Source organism: Paraburkholderia fungorum, assembly GCF_046027215.1.
Classification (GTDB): Bacteria; Pseudomonadota; Gammaproteobacteria; order Burkholderiales; family Burkholderiaceae; genus Paraburkholderia; species Paraburkholderia fungorum_D.
The window spans coordinates 1,589,318-1,605,445 of record NZ_JAQQEN010000002.1; the positions used below are offsets into that span (position 1 = coordinate 1,589,318).

Consider the following 16,128-nt stretch of genomic DNA (forward strand, 5'->3'; position numbering starts at 1 on the left):
GACCGCGCCCGCCCGGGCGACTTGAAGCAGCCTCAGCCCGGTAGTTTCGCGGCCAGTACGTCAAGCTTACCGATCGAGGGCGGCGAAGCGAACAGCTCGCCGGCTTTGGCCATCAACGCCGCTGCGACCTTGCCGGACAGATGCGCTTCACGGCCGGCTTCGTCCTCGAAAGCGTCGAAAATACCGAAGGTGGAAGGCCCCAGCCGCAAGCCGAACCACGCGGTCGTGGCGGGCTCGTCCTCGACCAGCGGCAGGCCGCTCAACAGAAAAGCCTCGACCTCCTTCTCCTTGCCGGGCTTGGCTTCCAGACGAACGAACAAAGCAAGTTTGACCATGGCGTGACTCCTGGTACGGTGTGAAAACGGCGAATTTGCTTTGCCCGGGTGCGCAAGGCACCGGGAAAGCGGTGGTTTAGCCGACTCTCAGCAAAGTATAGGCGGCGCCCGCTGTGCGAACAGGACGGCACATCGGCTTTGTTCATCGTGCATGCCGGCCGGCAAGCACGTCAGGCCGTGTCGGTGCGCACCGCCGCGCCGTATGTGCTCACGATGCGCCGATCCTGCTCCTGCGCCGAAAACAGCTCCCATTCGAGCCCGTTCACGTCCTTGCTGCTTGAATACGCCTGAACCCCGTCGTCCTCGAAGCCCACGTGGCGCAGCGCCCCGGCCTTCTCCGGCATTTCGTTGATCGAAAAATTGAGCAGATCGGTCCGCCACATCGCGTAACGCCCTGGCACCACGGCCGTGGGCGGTTGGCCGAGACGGTGGCTGTAGTCGTCGATCGAGGCCTCGAGACTGGCGACGGCCAAAGCAATATGGAAGCGTTTCATGCCGGTTTTCCTGACGTGTGGGATGAGGTATTCATCGTAGACGCCATGCACAAACCCAACCAGTTGCCCAATCATCCTGGTATCGTCATTACCGGTTTGCATCAGGAACCTCCCCGCCATCCTGCTGGTATGCGGGCAGGCGTGCTATGGAAACTCCGCTCCGGCCGTCATCGGTGTGGCGCCTCCAGCGAACTCAATACCGCCAACTTCCGTCGATCCGGCGCACTGTTGATTTTGCGTGCGTGGCTGACTCGCGATCCGTATCCAACGATCGCACCGCTGGCGATCATTACCCTCAGGTCCCTGGAGCAGGGCGCGCCGTCGACTTCATAGTCGGATTCGACATACTGTTGAACCAGGCAACCGAGCGACGAGGTTCTCCTTATCAGTTCCGACCATGCAGTCTGGTCATAGTCGCGGCCGATATGAACCGATGCACCGCGCGACCCATATGGATGCTTGATGACGAAGTCGTCCTTGCTTGCGATCACCTCACCTTGAGTCATGCCGTCACCGAGTTTCCGGCTCATCGGAATGATGGTGCGAATCGCCGCACGCTCGGCAACATCGAATAGATAGGAAAAGCGCGGATCGGACATGACTGCGGCACACAACTTGTTGACACCGATCCAACGCCCCGCCAGAGACGACGGGATCACGAGCCGCCCTTCCACCACACTCCGGCAAAACTGCTCCCATTGCCCGATACCCTCAATGGCGCGCTGCGGCCTATATTTCAGGTAGGCAAGCTGGAAAGAGTGATCGTCGCGCTGGTTGACCTGCTCGGGCGAGAGCATGACCGAGCGAAGGCCGCACGCCTCAATTCGCTTCTTCAGATGCGGCAATTCGAGCATATTTCCACCAGCCGGACGCAATAGTCCGATTCCTTCGATGTCTACTATGCCCCGCCCATGCGCAAGGCCTGACAGCCACCTGACAACCCAGTCCAACTGTTCGAACGGAGACGATGCGCCACCCCATGACGCAATGAGATCAGAAGTAAACGGCGCCTCGCGCCAGTACCGATTGATCATGCCCGTATACACAATTCCGCCAGGTGCATTGGCATTGAACTCGATGATTCTCAGCCCCGACAGCGTGCGACCCATCAGATCGAAGCGGCACAAATCGATCTTGTTGTTCAGCGGCTGGGTGTCTTGCCTGACCCATTGATTCAACTGCCACGGGATCTCGAGGAACTCCTGGAGATTGGCGTCGGCACGGTATGTGGATACGATCTTCTGTAAGGCGCCAAATACGGTGCCGATCCGCGCCGCCACGATTTCTTCAGTTTCGGCGTGAAGGGCGCATACCCCTGACATCAGCGGTTCGGGGCACGACCCGGTCGACCCCAGGCTCGTCGACAGATTGTCTTCAGCGGCGCGCTTCTGTACGTGGGAATAAGCCAGATTCAATCCCGCCCTGGAACGATCCTTTCCTGATGTTATCCAATCTTTCTCAGGATCAATCACGGGCAGATCGCGAATATTGCCATGCAAATCAAACATCTTCATTTCCTTTTGAATTACAAATTAGAATTGCTAACTATTATTCCAAAAAGGTATGATCAGATTGAATCGATCCGTACAAGCGCACCTGAGGCTACTGCCCCACTTCGCGCACAATATTCAGCGGCGGGAATGGCCGCCGCACCGATCCCGGAGACACGCCGGCCTTCAACGCCGCCATCACGCCAGCCGCCTCCCAATAGTTCTCGACCAGGTGCAGTTGTCCCGGTGCCCAAGGCAATGCGCTCAAATCGTTGCGCATGAGGGTACGGTTTTCGCGCACGGCGATCACCGGAATGCCCTGCGCCAACGCCGCGAGCAATGGAAGCCCAATACAGCCATCGGGCGTGACAAAACATGAGACATCCGCGGCCGTCATGACGCTTTGCGCACCAGACGCAGCCGGGTTGCGCACGATGCGCGGGCTGCGCATCAGCCCTTTGAGCACGCATTGCAGCGCGGTGACCGAAACAACCGCTGCTGCCTTGCGGGCATCGACGATACCGTAGTCGTAAAGGGCTAACTTCGCGTCCTCGTACATCGGCGCATGGGCGGATGAGACGTCAAACTGCGTGGAAATAGCATGCGTCAGCATGGCCTCGACACCTCCCCACGGGTTCGCCGCACCGAGGTTTCCCGAGAAGTAAGCGGCATGCCGTTCATCCTGCATATGAACGGGAGACGCAATAGCGATAGCGTCGAACTCTCCGGAATAGCGCGTGAGGCTCTCAAACAGGGTATCAATACGCTCGATGATCCCGGTCGCGCGGCCACTTGGCGCATAGACACTTTTCATGACGAGCCCCGGAGCCAGATGCAGGACGCCGGCACATTCAAGGCCGTATGCCGCCCGCGCCGCGTTAGCTGAATTAATCGTCGCGTTGACGAACATCTGGCTCTCGTTTGAACCGGTGACCAGTAGCAATCGGTTCGACCGCACCCGTTGGAGTCCGATCTGACCGAGCAGGAAGCGACAAATCACGCTTCCCTCTACGTACAGGCCGTTCTGCGGCAATTCGTTGATATCGGCCGCGTTGACGACATTCGGGTGAGTAATCAGGCAATCGCACATGGACGCCAGCAGCATCGCAACGGGACCGGCATCGCCATCGTGACCGCCGATTTCTGCATCGACACCAGTTGGAACAATCATTACGGCGTTAAATTCGTCGCCCCCAGAAGGAGCCCGGCGAGTGAAAGCGAACAGTGAGTCGCGCTGTATCCCGATGTGACCATCGACGCCAGCGAGGACAGCAATCTCGCAGACGAACTCGCCTGGCTCGCTGCGGGTAATGACGAAGCGCAGCGGCAATTCGCCAGGTCCAAGCTGTTGCTGCGTGAGTGCACGCAGCGCTCCAATGGACAGGGTCGATAACGGCTTCGTAACCTTGAACTCCTTCTCATACAGATGCATCATCGCAAACTCCATTGTGGTTGAGATAGTCTTCATAGGTGAACCGCTGCTCAATCTGAATGTCGCCGTTCTCACGAACGCAATAGATCGTTGGCAGGTTGATACCATTGAATCGATGCGACTTCACCAATGTGTAGGCACCGGCATTCGGCAGAATCAGACGGGTGCCAATCTCCAGCCGCCTGTCGAACCGGTACGTGCCGAACATGTCGCCGGCCAGACACGAACTGCCAGCCAGCAGATAGGCATGGGGATGCTCTGGCTGGTGGCCCACGACCTCCGGTTGGAACTGATACTCGAAGACCTCGGGAAGGTGGTTGACCGTCGTGTCGAGGACTGCCACTGTGACCCCTTCGCTTTCGAACAGATCCACAACCGTCGTGACGAATTGACCCGCGGCGCGCACGGTCGAAGCACCCGGTTCGATGAACACCTCCACGCCGAACCGCTTGCGTAACCGACCGACCGCAGAGCGAAAGCGGTCGACATGTTCTGCCTGTTCCGCGAGATAGCCGCCGCCCAGATTCACCCATTCAACGCTATCGAGCACGTGCTCCAACTTCCCTTCGACGTGCTCGATCGTGTCGGCAAGCACGCCAAAGTCTCCGCTGTCGCAGTTTGTGTGGAGATGCAGTCCGGCCAGGCCCTGCATGGAAAAGTCGCCGTGCGCTACACGCTCGGTCAGCGCATCCAGGGGCACACCGAGTTTTGAGTGGGCCCTGCACGGGTTATAGCGATCGTCGAGAACAACAGGGAGCTGCGGGTTTAAACGCAGACCGCAAGAGGCGTGTCTTTCAAACGCGTCGCGGAAGTGGTCCCATTGCGATAGTGAATTGAACGCCACGAAATCGCAGTTCGCAACCATGCCAGCCAGGTCGGCCGGACACATGCCAGGAGTCGTAAGATGCACCGTGCCGCGCTTGCCAAGAATCGTTCGTGCGAACGCCGCTTCGAACGCGGACGAAACAGAGAAGCCGTCGATATAAGGCCGCATGAAGCGTAGTCCATTCGCTCGCGAAAATGGCTTGAGCGGATACAGCAGGCGACAACCGCTATCGCCGATGACCGCGTGCATTGCAAGGAGCGCATCCCGAATAGCCGCCTCCTGATAGACAAATGCAGGGGTCTCGACTTGCTCGTGAACCATTACCGGCCTCAGCGAAGCCCCCTCAATACGACTGGCATATTTTGAACATTTCACATCAATCTGCATGAATTATCTCGCGGTCAATTCAGATAGCGCCGCTATATTCGTGCGTGCGATGAAGAAACTATCCCATACCGCCCTTCGCACCGCAGCCCCCTAAATTGGTAGGAATTTCGCCCATGAATCGAATGCACCGACAAAAAAAGAGAAGACGATATTACTGCGACAATTAGCCGACATCCGGTCGTTCCCGCGAATGTGCACAATGTGCCGGAAAGCAATAGAAATTAAGATTCACACAGTGGAGCCGAACGATGCCCCGGGACCTTTCCGAATGGTGGAGCGATTTATTTTTCGAGCTACAAACCTGCGAGCGGTTCGATTATGCGTTTTCCATCCTTTCACGCGCCTCGCAAAATCTTGGGTTTTCGCATTACGCGCTCGGTTACATCAACCGCACACCTTTCTGTTCCCGCAATATCTCTATCAATAGTTCTTATCCCGAGTCATGGGTAGCGAGATATCGCGAGAAAGGGTATCTGGAGATCGATCCCGTTGCCAGACTCGAATCCAGTGACCTGGGTGCCGCTGTATGGAGCGACGCTTTCTTCGCGAACGCGAAACCGTTGTGGGACGAGGCCAAATCGGCTGGACTGGCGATCGGCATTTCACAACCCTGCTGGAACACTCGCGGGCAGTTTGGAGTTTATTCGCTAGCTCGAGCTGACACGCCGCTGAACTCGCGCGAGATCACGGCGCTGCGGCCTTTTCTTTTTGCACTCGGCCATTTGTCCATGTCATGCATCTGCAGGATTTCCGATCTGCAGTGGCATACCACTGCCAGGATCAAACTCACCCGGCGCGAAATCGAAATTCTCCGGTGGACCGCCGATGGAAAGTCCGCCAAGGGAATCTCGAACGCCATCGGCATCTCAGTCGAAACGGTGAATTTTCACCTCAAAAACTGCAAGAGAAAGTTCAATGCCTCATCCAAGGCCGGCGCAATCGCGTACGCCATTGCTCACGGATATCTGTAGCTTCGGAGAAGATTCATGGAAGAAATCGTCGTCAGCACAACGGCTAATCTGAGCCAAGCCGCACGACAGCAGCTTGGCCTGTATCGGTATGCGGTGTTCGTCGAACAGATGCAATGGAACTTGCCGTCCATCAGTACCGGTACCTTGGAGGAATGGGACGAATTCGACCGCGAAGACACCATAAACGTCATCGCCTATACATCGGATCGATGCATCTGTGGATATGCCCGGCTGCTGCCGACCACGCGGCCCTATCTACTTGCAAAAATTTTTCCTGACCTGTGTTCCATTCCATTGATCAGCGATTCCTCAACCTGGGAGTTATCCAGATTCACCACATTCCATCATGATGGTGCGATCAACACGCAAAGAATGCGCAGACTCCTCCAGATCATTTTTTTTCACGCCGAATACTTAGGATTCCGTTATTTGATAGGCGTCGCTCCGCACAGCATCGAGCGACTCTATCGTCGGCTAGGACTGGTTCTGCGCCCTCTTGGTCCGGTACAGACTCGCAGAGACGGTCTCGCTGCATTTTCATTGCAGATCGACACTGCAGGGTTGAAGGCGTTAAGTAGTCAAAGCCCGAACCCGTCCCCCGCCCCTCATACGTGAGGAAACCGCAATTCGAAGCGCACCACGCCCGGCACCGGACACAGCACCCGCGCCGTACCGCCATGCAGATGCATGATCGCCTTGACAATCGCGAGCCCCAGGCCGCTCGATTCGGTGAACGCGCTACGCGCGGCATCGCCGCGATAGAAACGATCGAACAGGCGGTCCAGTTGCTCGCTCGGAATCGGCTCACCAGCGTTTTCCACCACCACTGTCGCGCCCGCCTCGTCCTGCGTGCCGCTCAAACGCACGACCGTATCGCAGGCGCCATATCTCACCGCGTTCACAACCAGATTGTTGATGGCCCGCCGGCATAACATTGGATTGACCGACGCCACGCCCTGGGCATCGACTTCGAAGCGCATGCCGCGTTCGTCGGCCGGCCCTTCGAAATAATCCGCGATCCGCACGAGTTCGCCGTGCAGATCGACCGCCTCGCGTTCGATGGAAAGCGCGGCATGGTCGGCGTGCGCGAGAAACAGGATGTTCTCCGCGATGTGGCTCAGGCGGTTCAGTTCTTCGAGATTCGATTCGAGCAACTGCTGGTATTCGTCGGCATCGCGCGGCTTGGCGAGCGTCACCTGGGTCTGGCCGATCAGCGCGCCCACAGGCGTGCGAATTTCATGCGCCAGGTCGGCGGAAAACTGCGACAAACGCTGATAGCCGTCGGCGAGGCGGTCGAGCATGGCGTTGAATGCGTGCGTGAGCTGGCGCAATTCGCGCGGCGCGGCTTCGCTGTCGAGCCGTACCGACAGGCTCGTGGGACTGATCTGCGCGGCCCGCATGGCGATCTCGCGAACCGGCCGCAGCCCGCGGCGCAGCACGTAATACGCGAGCAGCGTGGCGGCCAGCATGCCGATCAGCGTGGCCAGTAGGATGCGATTGCGATAGGCCGCCAGCATCCGCACTTCCTGTGTCATCGGATGCGCGGCGATCACTTCGACCTCGGTGCCATCCTCGCGTGCCTTGGCCGTGGCAATCGCCCAATGGACCGGTACGCCGTCGGGCAGCGTGGTCTGGCGAATATCCGCGAGCGTTGGCAAGCGCCCTTCCGCACTCGGCTGCAATGCGGGGACCGCTACGTTTGCCGGGTTGACGTCGATAAACGGCGCCTCACCCGGCTTGCGAAATAGCAGCACGTCCTGTTCCGCGCCGAGCATGGTTTCGAACAGCAAGGGCCGGCTCTTCAGTTCGCTGACGGAGTACAGATCACGCACGATCCGGCTGAAATGCTCGACGCGCCCCGTGAGCACCACGTCGGCGCGACGTTGCAAGGACACCTCAGCGGAATGGTAGAAATAGGCGCCGAGCGTGCCGATCACCACGCAGGCGATCGACGCGAACAGTACGGTAGTGCGCGCCGTCAGCGAGCGCTCGGCCCACAGCTTCATGAGCCGTCGCCGAAGGTGTAGCCGATGCTGCGCACCGTGTGAATCAGCTTCTTTTCAAACGGATGATCGATCTTGGCGCGCAGTCGTTTGATGGCGACGTCGACCACATTGGTATCGCTGTCGAAGTTCATGTCCCACACCTCCGAGGCGATCTGTGTGCGCGAGAGCGCCTCGCCCTGGCGCCGCACCAGCAGATGCAGCAGCATGAACTCCTTATTGGTCAGCGGAATCTCGACGCCTTCGCGCGTCACCTTGCGGCGCAGGACGTCGAGCTTGAGGTCGGCAATCTCGAACACGTCATGCTCGCGGATCACGCCGCGGCGCAGCAGCGTGCGGATGCGCAACACCAGTTCGGTGAACGAGAACGGCTTGACGAGGTAATCGTCCGCGCCGAGCTCGAGGCCGCGGATACGGTCGCTGACGTGGTCGCGCGCGGTCAGGAAAATCACCGGCAGATCGCGGCGGGCCCGCAACGCACGCATGATTTCCCAGCCGTCGATGCCCGGCAGCATCACGTCGAGCACTACCAGGTCATACGCGTGTTCGAGCGCCATATGCAAGCCGTCCGTGCCGGTGCGCGCGAGATCGACCGCATAGCCGCTTTCGCGCAGGCCTTTCTTCAGGTAGTCGCCGGTTTTTGGATCGTCTTCGATGACGAGGATGCTCATGGTGCGGGGCGCTTCTGGCGAGGAGCGTTGGACATGGGTATGCCGGCCATTCTACGTGGCTGCGGAGCGCGATTAATGACGTTTTTGTCATCCGTCTGTCACTCGCCGGAGCCGGGTGCACGCCTAATCTGTCCCTATCCTTCACCCACCCAAGAGCAGACTCATGAAGATTGTTTCCGCCAATGCGATGCGTGCCCTCGTCGCTCCAGTACTGGTTGCCGGTGCACTGTTCGCCATGGGACCCGCCGCGCAGGCCCAGACCGCGGCACCGACGGGCGTGCGTGGCACGGTCACGTCGCTTTCCGGCGACCTGCTCAAGGTCCATACCCGCGACGGCAAGGATGTCGACGTGAAGCTCGCCAAGGACACGCCGATTCGCGGTGTCACTCTCGCCAATGTGAACGACATCAAGCCGGACAGCTATGTCGGCACCGCCGCCATTCCGCAGCCCGACGGCACGCTCAAGGCGCTCGAAGTGCACGTGTTCCCCGCCAGCATGCGCGGCTCCGGCGAAGGTCATCGTCCGTGGGATCTGGGTTCGAACAGCACCATGACCAACGGCACGGTCGGCTCGCTCGTGGTCAGCAATGGCCGCACGATCACGGTCAAATACAAGGACGGTGAGAAGAAGATCGTGATTCCGCAAGACGTGCCTATTGTCAGCCTCGAACCGGGTGACCGCTCGTTGCTCGTGCCGGGCGCCAAGGTGGTGCTGTTCGCGCACAAGGACGCTGACGGCACGATGGCGGCGAACTTCATCTCGGCAGGCGAGCACGGCGTCACGCCGCCGATGTAAGCCGGCTCTCGCCGCTTGTTGAGATGCCGCGCCCGTCAGGGGCGCGGCTTTCCATTTCTTCCTTGCCGCGCCGCATCCGCTATGGCTGAATCTCCAGCGCGCTTCATCGTCCACCCGCTTGTCGTACGGATCACGCATTGGATCAATGCGTTTGCCATGGTCTGCATGGTGATGAGCGGCTGGGCAATTTACAACGCGTCGCCGTTTTTCCCGTTCCGGTTTCCCGTGTGGGCGACTGTCGGCGGCTGGCTCGGTGGCTCGATCGCCTGGCATTTCGCGGCGATGTGGCTGCTGTGCGCAAACGGCCTGCTGTATTTCGCCTATGGCGTCGGGCGCGGGCATTTCCGCCGCAAGCTGTTGCCGGTTTATCCGCGCGAGGTGATGCGCGATGCCGCGCTGGCGATGCGCTTCAGACTGCCGCACGATACCGGTAAATATAACGCGGTGCAGCGCGCGCTCTATCTGTTCGTATTGCTGCTTGGCGTATTGCTGGTGGCGTCGGGGCTCTCCATCTGGAAGCCGGTGCAATTCTCGTGGCTCACTGCGCTGTTCGGCGGCTTCGACTTTGCGCGACGTGTTCACTTTGTGGCGATGGCAGGCGTGGTCGGCTTTGTGGTCGTGCATCTCGCGCTGGTGCTGCTCGTGCCGCGCACGCTGCTGCCGATGCTGACGGGCCGGGCCCGGCACAGCGCGCATGAAGGAAGCAAGGCATGAGCGAATTCAAACCCAAAGATTCACGCAACGCGATAAGCCAGCGTATCGTGCTGGCCGACCACCGGCCGCAAATCGAACGCCTGCAACGCCGCCTGTTTCTGCGCTCGTCGCTATCGATCGGCGCGCTGGCGATGCTGTCGGGTTGCAACATGCAGGACGGCGATTCGGTCGACAAGGTATTGTGGGCCATGTCGCGCTGGAACGATCGCGTGCAGGGATGGCTCTTTGACCGCAACAAGCTGGCGCCCACCTATGCCGCGCGCGACATCACCAACCCGTTCCCTTTCAACGCGTTCTATCCGGAGTTCGACGCGCCGGATATCGACGGCTCGACGTATCAGCTGGAAGTCTCGGGATTGGTATCGGACAAGCGCAGCTGGAATCTCGATCAGCTGCGCGCGCTGCCGCAGGCTTCGCAGATTACGCGGCATATCTGTATTGAAGGGTGGAGCGCGATTGGGCAATGGCGCGGCGTGCCGTTTCGCACGTTTCTCGAACGGGTCGGCGCCGATCTGAGCGCGCGGTATGTCGGCTTCAAATGCGCGGACCGCTATTACTCGAGCCTCGACATGGCGACCGCATTGCATCCACAAACGCAACTGACGCTCGATTTCGGCGACGCGCCGCTGCCGGCCAAGTACGGCTATCCGTTGAAGCTGCGCGTGCCGACCAAACTGGGCTTCAAGAATCCGAAGCACATTGCCGCGATTTTCGTGACCAACACGAACCCTGGTGGCTATTGGGAAGACCAGGGGTACAACTGGTTCAGCGGTCTATAGCGGCTCATAGCAACCTAAAAACCGCGCGAGCACTCATCGCTCATACCGCGGTCACGTAGCGCGCAACGGGCTTCAGCACGCGCGGCGGCGGCGCATCGTACACGGTACGCATGCGTTTGACTTCATCGACCGGGCTGAGGCCGAATAGCCGCTTGAACTCGCGGCTAAACTGCGACGCGCTTTCGTAGCCGACGCGGGCCGCAGCCGCGCCCGCATTCAAACCGTCCTGCACCATCAGCAAACGCGCGTGATGCAAACGCGTGGTCTTCACGTATTGCATCGGCGAGGTGGACGTCACCACCTTGAACTGCGCATGAAACACGGCGAGGCTCATGCCGGCCTCCGAGGCGAGCGTATCGACGTCGAGCTGGCCCTGGTAGTCCGCATGAATCCGCCGCAGCGCCTTGGCGATGCGGCCGAAATGATGCTGATGCGTGAGCGCCGCGCGAATCGCGTCGCCCTGCTCGCCGGTCAGCACGCGATAGCAGATTTCGCGCACCACGCCTGGCGCCAGGACGCGCGCGTCGAGCGGCGACGCCAACGCGTCCATGAGACGGTGCACCGCGTTGCTCAGAGCCGGGTCGAGCGGCGTCGAATAGATGCCGAGCGGCTCGTTCTGCGCGACGCCCTGGGTCTCGTTCAGCGCCATCAGCAGCTCGGCCACCATGGTCAGATCCACGCGTACCGAGATCGCGAGAAAGGGCTCTTCCAGACTCGCTTCGGTTTCGCATTCGAACGGCAGCGGAACCGAGAGCACCAGATACTGCTGCGCGTCGTACTGGAACACCTGTTCGCCGAGATAACCGCGTTTGCGGCCCTGGCAGACGATCACGATGCTCGGCTCATACAGCACCGGCATACGCGGCATCGGACAATTTGCGCGCAGCAGGTTGACGCCTTCGAGGCTTGAGCGCGTAATGCCCGGGTTGGGAGCGAGCGTATCGAACAATTCGACCAGACGACGCTGGGCGGTATCGGCCGCGGCCGGTTCTGCGGAACGGGTTGACATGACGATATAGTGAAGCGCAAGAGAATAATGCTTGAAATTTAGCATCAAACGGCCTAACGCGCCGTTCGCCAGGAGTTTTAGGCAAATCTTCAAGACATTCAGGTATTCCCCGGCTCGCTCCCGGCTCCTATTATGGGAACCCTGCCGGATCATCCTTTTCAGCGCCGCGCCGGCCTGGTTAGCGATTTACCGCGTTGCACCTGTCGGGTGAATTCGTCCACCACCGCCGGCGCCGTGATTCTGGTTCATGACAAGGTTGGGCCGCATCGGCAACATGCGTTGCTATCGTCGGCGCCTTGCGACATTACCCTCTTAGCTGGAGCTACCCATGAGCACGACTTATGCCTATGCAGCGACCGACGCTACCGCGCCGCTCGCCCCGTTCGAACTACAGCGCCGCGAACTGCGCGCCCATGACGTGCAGATGGAAGTCCTGTTTTGCGGCGTGTGCCATTCCGATTTGCATCAGGCACGCAATGAATGGAAGAACACGGTTTTTCCGGTGGTGCCGGGCCACGAGATTGTCGGCCGGGTGACGGCGGTGGGTGCGGACGTGACGAAGTACAAGGCGGGCGATCTGGTTGGCGTGGGCTGTCTCGTCGATTCGTGCCGTACGTGCACGAGTTGCGAGGAAGGTCTCGAACAGTATTGCGAGAACGGTTTTGTCGGCACGTATAACGGCGTTGACCGGGTTGACGGACAGATCACTTACGGCGGGTATTCGACGCAACTCGTGGTGGACGAGGCTTTCACGCTGCGGGTGCCGGAGAACCTCGACCCGGCGGCTGTCGCGCCGTTGCTGTGCGCGGGGATTACGACGTATTCGCCGCTGCGTACGTGGGGTGCGGGCCCTGGCAAGAAAGTCGGCATTGTCGGCCTGGGTGGCCTGGGTCACATGGGCGTGAAGCTGGCGCGTGCGATGGGTGCACATGTTGTGTTGTTCACCACGTCGCCTTCGAAGATTGAAGATGCGAAGCGGCTTGGCGCGCATGAGGTGGTGATTTCGAAGAATCCGTCGGAGATGGAAGCGCATCTGAACAGCTTCGATTTCATTCTGAATACGGTTGCTGCGCAGCATGACCTGAATCCGTTTTTGAATCTGCTCAAGCGTGATGGGACCATGACCCTCGTCGGGGCGCCTGAGCATGATCACCCGTCGCCGCAAGTGTTCAACCTGATATTCAAGCGCCGCCGGCTGGCCGGGTCGTTGATTGGCGGCATTGCCGAGACGCAGGAGATGCTGGATTTTTGCGGCGAACATGGGATTACTTCGGATATTGAAATTATTCCTATGCAGAGCATTAATGAGGCTTATGAGCGGATGCTCAGGAGCGATGTGAAGTATCGGTTTGTTATTGATCTGGATTCAATGAGGAAGTGATCGCTTTTTGCCTTTGGCGGCGGCATTGTTTTGGTTCGCCTCTGGCATTTGGTGTTTCATTTCTTATTGGTTTATTAGCGTTCCCCCTGTGCGGGGGGGCACCTACTTTTCTTTGCCGCCGCAAAGAAAAGTAGGCAAAAGAAAGCGGCTCACACCGCTAACTTTTAAGCGGGTCCCCTGGCTTGGAGGGGATCGTGGCTCCGTAGAGAATGAGCCTGCGCACCTGCTGGCCTGAGTGACCAGGCCGTCATGCTTCCGGCGGCGCTGCGCGCGCCGGGGCGGTACTTCACAAAACCATCGGTATATTTCGGCGCCTCGCCGAGGCGAAGCCGATGGCCCCCACAAACACAAACCGAAGCCCCTGGTTTCCCAGGCAGACCCATCCGCGACGCACGCAGTGCGGAGTGGGAGCGGATGACGGCTGTGTCACAGACACTAATGGACCGAGGTGTGATCCGTTAATCGGACCACTAGCCCCTCCAAGCCAGGGGACCCACTTAAGAATTGGCGGTGTGAGCCGCTTTCTTTTGCCTACTTTTCTTTGCGGCGGCAAAGAAAAGTAGGTGCCCCCCGCACAGGGGGAACGCTAATAGACCAATAACAAAACAAGGAAAGGCCAAAGAGCCAGAGCAAGGAAAGGCAATCGCCATAGGCATACAGAACAAAAAAAACAACACCGCCGTAGGCAAAAACCCAACCCCTATTTATGGAGTACCCCGTGATCGACAGAATCACTGCCATGCGCACATTCATCCGTATCGTGGACACAAACAGCTTCACCCGCGCAGCGGAGTCATTAAACATCCCCAGGGCCACAGCAACCACCATCGTCCAGAATCTGGAATCCCTGCTAGGCACCGCCCTATTAGCCCGTACGACGCGCCGCCTGAGCGTCACCGCCGAAGGTGCGGCTTACTACGAGCGTTGTGCGCAAATCCTCGCCGACATCGACGACATGGAAGCCAGCATCCGTCACGCAACCGACAACCTCACCGGCCGCCTGCGTATCGAAATGCCCGGCGCGGTAGCCAGCACCATCGTCCTCCCCGCGTTGGACGACTTCCACGCCCGCTACCCCAATCTCGATCTGGCCATCGGCATCAGCAACCGCGCCGTGGACCTGATCGCCGAAGCAGTCGACTGCAGCATCCAGCTCGGCGAACTGCCCGATTCGAATCTGGTCGCGCGCCAGCTCGGCACGCTCGAACACGTGACCTGCGCCAGTCCGTCCTACCTGGCTCGCCACGGCACACCGCAGGATCTCGACGACCTGCGCGGACACGTCGCGGTCAATTGCATGTCGCCGCATAACGGCCGCGAAGTGGACTTCGACTTCGAAGTGGACGGCGAAGCGCACAACGTCAAAGTGAACGGCTTCGTCAAAGTCACCGACGAGCAAGCCTATCTCACCTGCGGGCTCCAGGGCCTCGGGCTGATCCAGCCGGCACGCATCGCCGCGCAAGCCTATCTCGACTCGGGACAGTTGCGTGAAGTGCTGCCGCAATGGAAACCCGTGCCGATGCCGGTCTCCGTCGCATACGTGAAAAACCGCCGTGTGTCGCCGCGCGTGCGTGCGTTCGTCGACTGGCTCGCCGAACGCTTCGAGCACGCGGAGCACGTCGATCAGGACCTGTCGCGCGTGCGTCAGTTGCTACGCGGTTTGCATCCCGCCTGAGGCGGGCTGGATGCAAACCCGCGGCGCCAACCTCAACGCATCAACTACACAGGCCGCGCGCGAAGCGAAACTAAATCACCACATTTAATGCGCAATTCATGGAATCAGCTTCTGTCGCCTGAGATCATCAAAAATGCCGATAAACATCGCTTCGGTATCGATGAATTCGTGAAACCCGAAGCGCCGGGCTTTTGAACCGTCGCCGAACATGTCGTAGTCCCACGAGAAAACGAAATCGGCAAAACGCCATGACGAAACGTCCTGGTAGGGAACGGCCCGCAGATCATGTTTCTCCGTCATCGCCTGCCACAAGGACTCTTTGTCCGCCATGCTCGTATCGAGCGACATCGGCAGCGGCGGCGCCACGTCGAGTTCGAAATAACGGGCAAGCTTCGGCCACATGGCGTTCCAGCGGAACAGATCGCCGTTGTTGATATTGAACGCCTGATTCGCGGCGCGCGGCTCGGTCGCGGCCCAGATGGTTGCGCGCGCAAGCAAACCGGCGTCGGTCATCTCGAGCAGCCTGTCGTACGCACCGGGCTTGCCGGGAAAGCGCAAAGGCAAGCCAAGTTCCTTCGACATCGACGCATATACAGCGATCGCGACCGCCAGATTCATCGGATTGCCAAGCGCAATACCACCCACCACCGCAGGCCGGATCGCCGACCAGTTCCAGCGCTTGCCCTTTTGCCGCGACTCGAGAAACGTCTGCTGGTCGAACATGAACTCGGGCGGCATGAAGTGCGCGTCGTCCTCGCGCGCCGGCGTCCTGAAGGGCCCGAGATGGCCGCCGTACACCTTGTAGCCCTGCATCAGGCTCACATGCTGCAAAGCGGTTGCGGCCGGTTCGACGGCATCCATCACATTGGCCAGCATCGCCAGATTGGGCGGCACCAGTTCTGCCCAGCTCGGGCGGTCCTGATACGCAGCGTAAAACACGTGCGTGACGTGATCGGGCGCACGCAGCTTCGTCCGCGTATCGACCGGATCGAGCAGATCGACCGCGACGTATTGCACCCGCTCTCTCGCAGCGCCGCCTCGACGCGCGAGGCCGATGACCTCCCAGTCGCCGAGCGTGGCCAGGTGATCGACCAGATTGCGGCCGATCACGCCCTGTGCGCCCACCACCAGCGCCACTTTCTTCGTTGCGTTCATTGTCATGCTC

Annotated in this window: 16 protein-coding genes; 7 read left to right on the forward strand and 9 right to left on the reverse strand. The window is 59.7% G+C overall.

The window, feature by feature from the left end:
* Window positions 1–32 precede the first annotated feature (32 nt).
* The 5 genes from PQR27_RS27615 to PQR27_RS27635 all read right to left on the reverse strand — a co-directional run bounded on the left by PQR27_RS27615 (window position 33) and on the right by PQR27_RS27635 (window position 4,964).
* The gene (locus PQR27_RS27615; RefSeq protein ID WP_408526773.1) at window positions 33–335 is read right to left on the reverse strand and encodes a putative quinol monooxygenase; all 303 of its coding nucleotides are present in this window, start codon (window positions 333–335) and stop codon (window positions 33–35) included.
* A 170-nt stretch (window positions 336–505) separates the two neighbouring features.
* On the reverse strand, window positions 506–829 hold the full coding sequence (locus tag PQR27_RS27620) for a VOC family protein (RefSeq protein ID WP_408528320.1): 324 nt from the start codon (window positions 827–829) through the stop codon (window positions 506–508).
* Between the two features lie 167 nt (window positions 830–996).
* Window positions 997–2,337 (reverse strand): hypothetical protein, encoded by a 1,341-nt coding sequence (locus PQR27_RS27625; protein WP_408526774.1) that lies wholly within the window; start codon window positions 2,335–2,337, stop codon window positions 997–999.
* A 94-nt stretch (window positions 2,338–2,431) separates the two neighbouring features.
* Window positions 2,432–3,751 (reverse strand): DUF3326 domain-containing protein, encoded by a 1,320-nt coding sequence (locus tag PQR27_RS27630; protein ID WP_408528321.1) that lies wholly within the window; start codon window positions 3,749–3,751, stop codon window positions 2,432–2,434.
* On the reverse strand, window positions 3,738–4,964 hold the full coding sequence (locus PQR27_RS27635; protein ID WP_408526775.1) for a type III PLP-dependent enzyme domain-containing protein: 1,227 nt from the start codon (window positions 4,962–4,964) through the stop codon (window positions 3,738–3,740). The genes PQR27_RS27630 and PQR27_RS27635 overlap by 14 nt, the downstream gene beginning before the upstream one ends.
* 248 nt (window positions 4,965–5,212) lie before the next feature.
* Between PQR27_RS27635 and PQR27_RS27640 the strand changes: the two genes are divergently transcribed.
* Both PQR27_RS27640 and PQR27_RS27645 read left to right on the forward strand, forming a co-directional pair.
* The gene (locus PQR27_RS27640) at window positions 5,213–5,935 is read left to right on the forward strand and encodes an autoinducer binding domain-containing protein (RefSeq protein WP_408526776.1); all 723 of its coding nucleotides are present in this window, start codon (window positions 5,213–5,215) and stop codon (window positions 5,933–5,935) included.
* A 15-nt stretch (window positions 5,936–5,950) separates the two neighbouring features.
* Entirely contained in the window at window positions 5,951–6,550 is a 600-nt protein-coding gene (locus PQR27_RS27645) for an acyl-homoserine-lactone synthase (protein ID WP_408526777.1), read from the forward strand.
* Here the strand turns inward: PQR27_RS27645 and PQR27_RS27650 are convergent.
* Both PQR27_RS27650 and PQR27_RS27655 read right to left on the reverse strand, forming a co-directional pair.
* On the reverse strand, window positions 6,541–7,941 hold the full coding sequence (locus PQR27_RS27650) for a heavy metal sensor histidine kinase (RefSeq protein WP_408526778.1): 1,401 nt from the start codon (window positions 7,939–7,941) through the stop codon (window positions 6,541–6,543). The genes PQR27_RS27645 and PQR27_RS27650 overlap by 10 nt on opposite strands.
* A complete protein-coding gene (locus PQR27_RS27655) occupies window positions 7,938–8,609 on the reverse strand; it encodes a heavy metal response regulator transcription factor (protein WP_408526779.1) in 672 nt (223 codons plus the stop codon). Before PQR27_RS27655 ends, PQR27_RS27650 begins: the two co-directional genes overlap by 4 nt.
* A gap of 163 nt (window positions 8,610–8,772) precedes the next feature.
* Here PQR27_RS27655 and PQR27_RS27660 point away from each other — a divergent pair, with 163 nt between their 5' ends.
* From PQR27_RS27660 to PQR27_RS27670, 3 genes are all read left to right on the forward strand, one after another.
* On the forward strand, window positions 8,773–9,405 hold the full coding sequence (locus PQR27_RS27660; protein WP_408526780.1) for a hypothetical protein: 633 nt from the start codon (window positions 8,773–8,775) through the stop codon (window positions 9,403–9,405).
* 81 nt (window positions 9,406–9,486) lie between these two features.
* Window positions 9,487–10,119 carry a cytochrome b/b6 domain-containing protein gene (locus tag PQR27_RS27665; RefSeq protein WP_408526781.1) on the forward strand — a complete coding sequence of 211 codons (633 nt, stop codon included), beginning with the start codon at window positions 9,487–9,489 and terminating at the stop codon, window positions 10,117–10,119.
* A complete protein-coding gene (locus PQR27_RS27670) occupies window positions 10,116–10,898 on the forward strand; it encodes a molybdopterin-dependent oxidoreductase (protein ID WP_408526782.1) in 783 nt (260 codons plus the stop codon). Before PQR27_RS27665 ends, PQR27_RS27670 begins: the two co-directional genes overlap by 4 nt.
* 40 nt (window positions 10,899–10,938) lie before the next feature.
* Here the strand turns inward: PQR27_RS27670 and PQR27_RS27675 are convergent, their stop codons facing one another.
* Entirely contained in the window at window positions 10,939–11,907 is a 969-nt protein-coding gene (locus PQR27_RS27675) for an AraC family transcriptional regulator (RefSeq protein WP_408526783.1), read from the reverse strand.
* Between the two features lie 328 nt (window positions 11,908–12,235).
* Between PQR27_RS27675 and PQR27_RS27680 the strand changes: the two genes are divergently transcribed.
* Window positions 12,236–13,288 (forward strand): NAD(P)-dependent alcohol dehydrogenase, encoded by a 1,053-nt coding sequence (locus tag PQR27_RS27680; RefSeq protein WP_408526784.1) that lies wholly within the window; start codon window positions 12,236–12,238, stop codon window positions 13,286–13,288.
* A 718-nt stretch (window positions 13,289–14,006) separates the two neighbouring features.
* Window positions 14,007–14,963: a LysR family transcriptional regulator gene (locus PQR27_RS27685; protein WP_408526785.1), complete on the forward strand. Its 957-nt coding sequence runs from the start codon at window positions 14,007–14,009 to the stop codon at window positions 14,961–14,963.
* Window positions 14,964–15,059: 96 nt separating this feature from the next.
* Here PQR27_RS27685 and PQR27_RS27690 read toward each other — a convergent pair whose 3' ends face one another.
* Window positions 15,060–16,118 carry an SDR family oxidoreductase gene (locus PQR27_RS27690; RefSeq protein WP_408526786.1) on the reverse strand — a complete coding sequence of 353 codons (1,059 nt, stop codon included), beginning with the start codon at window positions 16,116–16,118 and terminating at the stop codon, window positions 15,060–15,062.
* Between the last annotated feature and the right edge of the window lie 10 nt (window positions 16,119–16,128).

Excerpts from the sequence above, each read along its gene's own strand:
- PQR27_RS27615 (WP_408526773.1), bottom strand. The coding sequence starts at position 335 with ATGGTCAAACTTGCTTTGTTCGTTCGTCTGGAAGCCAAGCCCGGCAAG.
- PQR27_RS27620 (WP_408528320.1), bottom strand. The coding sequence starts at position 829 with ATGAAACGCTTCCATATTGCTTTGGCCGTCGCCAGTCTCGAGGCCTCG.
- PQR27_RS27625 (WP_408526774.1), bottom strand. The coding sequence starts at position 2,337 with ATGTTTGATTTGCATGGCAATATTCGCGATCTGCCCGTGATTGATCCT.
- PQR27_RS27630 (WP_408528321.1), bottom strand. The coding sequence starts at position 3,751 with ATGCATCTGTATGAGAAGGAGTTCAAGGTTACGAAGCCGTTATCGACC.
- PQR27_RS27635 (WP_408526775.1), bottom strand. The coding sequence starts at position 4,964 with ATGCAGATTGATGTGAAATGTTCAAAATATGCCAGTCGTATTGAGGGG.
- PQR27_RS27640 (WP_408526776.1), top strand. The coding sequence starts at position 5,213 with ATGCCCCGGGACCTTTCCGAATGGTGGAGCGATTTATTTTTCGAGCTA.
- PQR27_RS27645 (WP_408526777.1), top strand. The coding sequence starts at position 5,951 with ATGGAAGAAATCGTCGTCAGCACAACGGCTAATCTGAGCCAAGCCGCA.
- PQR27_RS27650 (WP_408526778.1), bottom strand. The coding sequence starts at position 7,941 with ATGAAGCTGTGGGCCGAGCGCTCGCTGACGGCGCGCACTACCGTACTG.
- PQR27_RS27655 (WP_408526779.1), bottom strand. The coding sequence starts at position 8,609 with ATGAGCATCCTCGTCATCGAAGACGATCCAAAAACCGGCGACTACCTG.
- PQR27_RS27660 (WP_408526780.1), top strand. The coding sequence starts at position 8,773 with ATGAAGATTGTTTCCGCCAATGCGATGCGTGCCCTCGTCGCTCCAGTA.
- PQR27_RS27665 (WP_408526781.1), top strand. The coding sequence starts at position 9,487 with ATGGCTGAATCTCCAGCGCGCTTCATCGTCCACCCGCTTGTCGTACGG.
- PQR27_RS27670 (WP_408526782.1), top strand. The coding sequence starts at position 10,116 with ATGAGCGAATTCAAACCCAAAGATTCACGCAACGCGATAAGCCAGCGT.
- PQR27_RS27675 (WP_408526783.1), bottom strand. The coding sequence starts at position 11,907 with ATGTCAACCCGTTCCGCAGAACCGGCCGCGGCCGATACCGCCCAGCGT.
- PQR27_RS27680 (WP_408526784.1), top strand. The coding sequence starts at position 12,236 with ATGAGCACGACTTATGCCTATGCAGCGACCGACGCTACCGCGCCGCTC.
- PQR27_RS27690 (WP_408526786.1), bottom strand. The coding sequence starts at position 16,118 with ATGAACGCAACGAAGAAAGTGGCGCTGGTGGTGGGCGCACAGGGCGTG.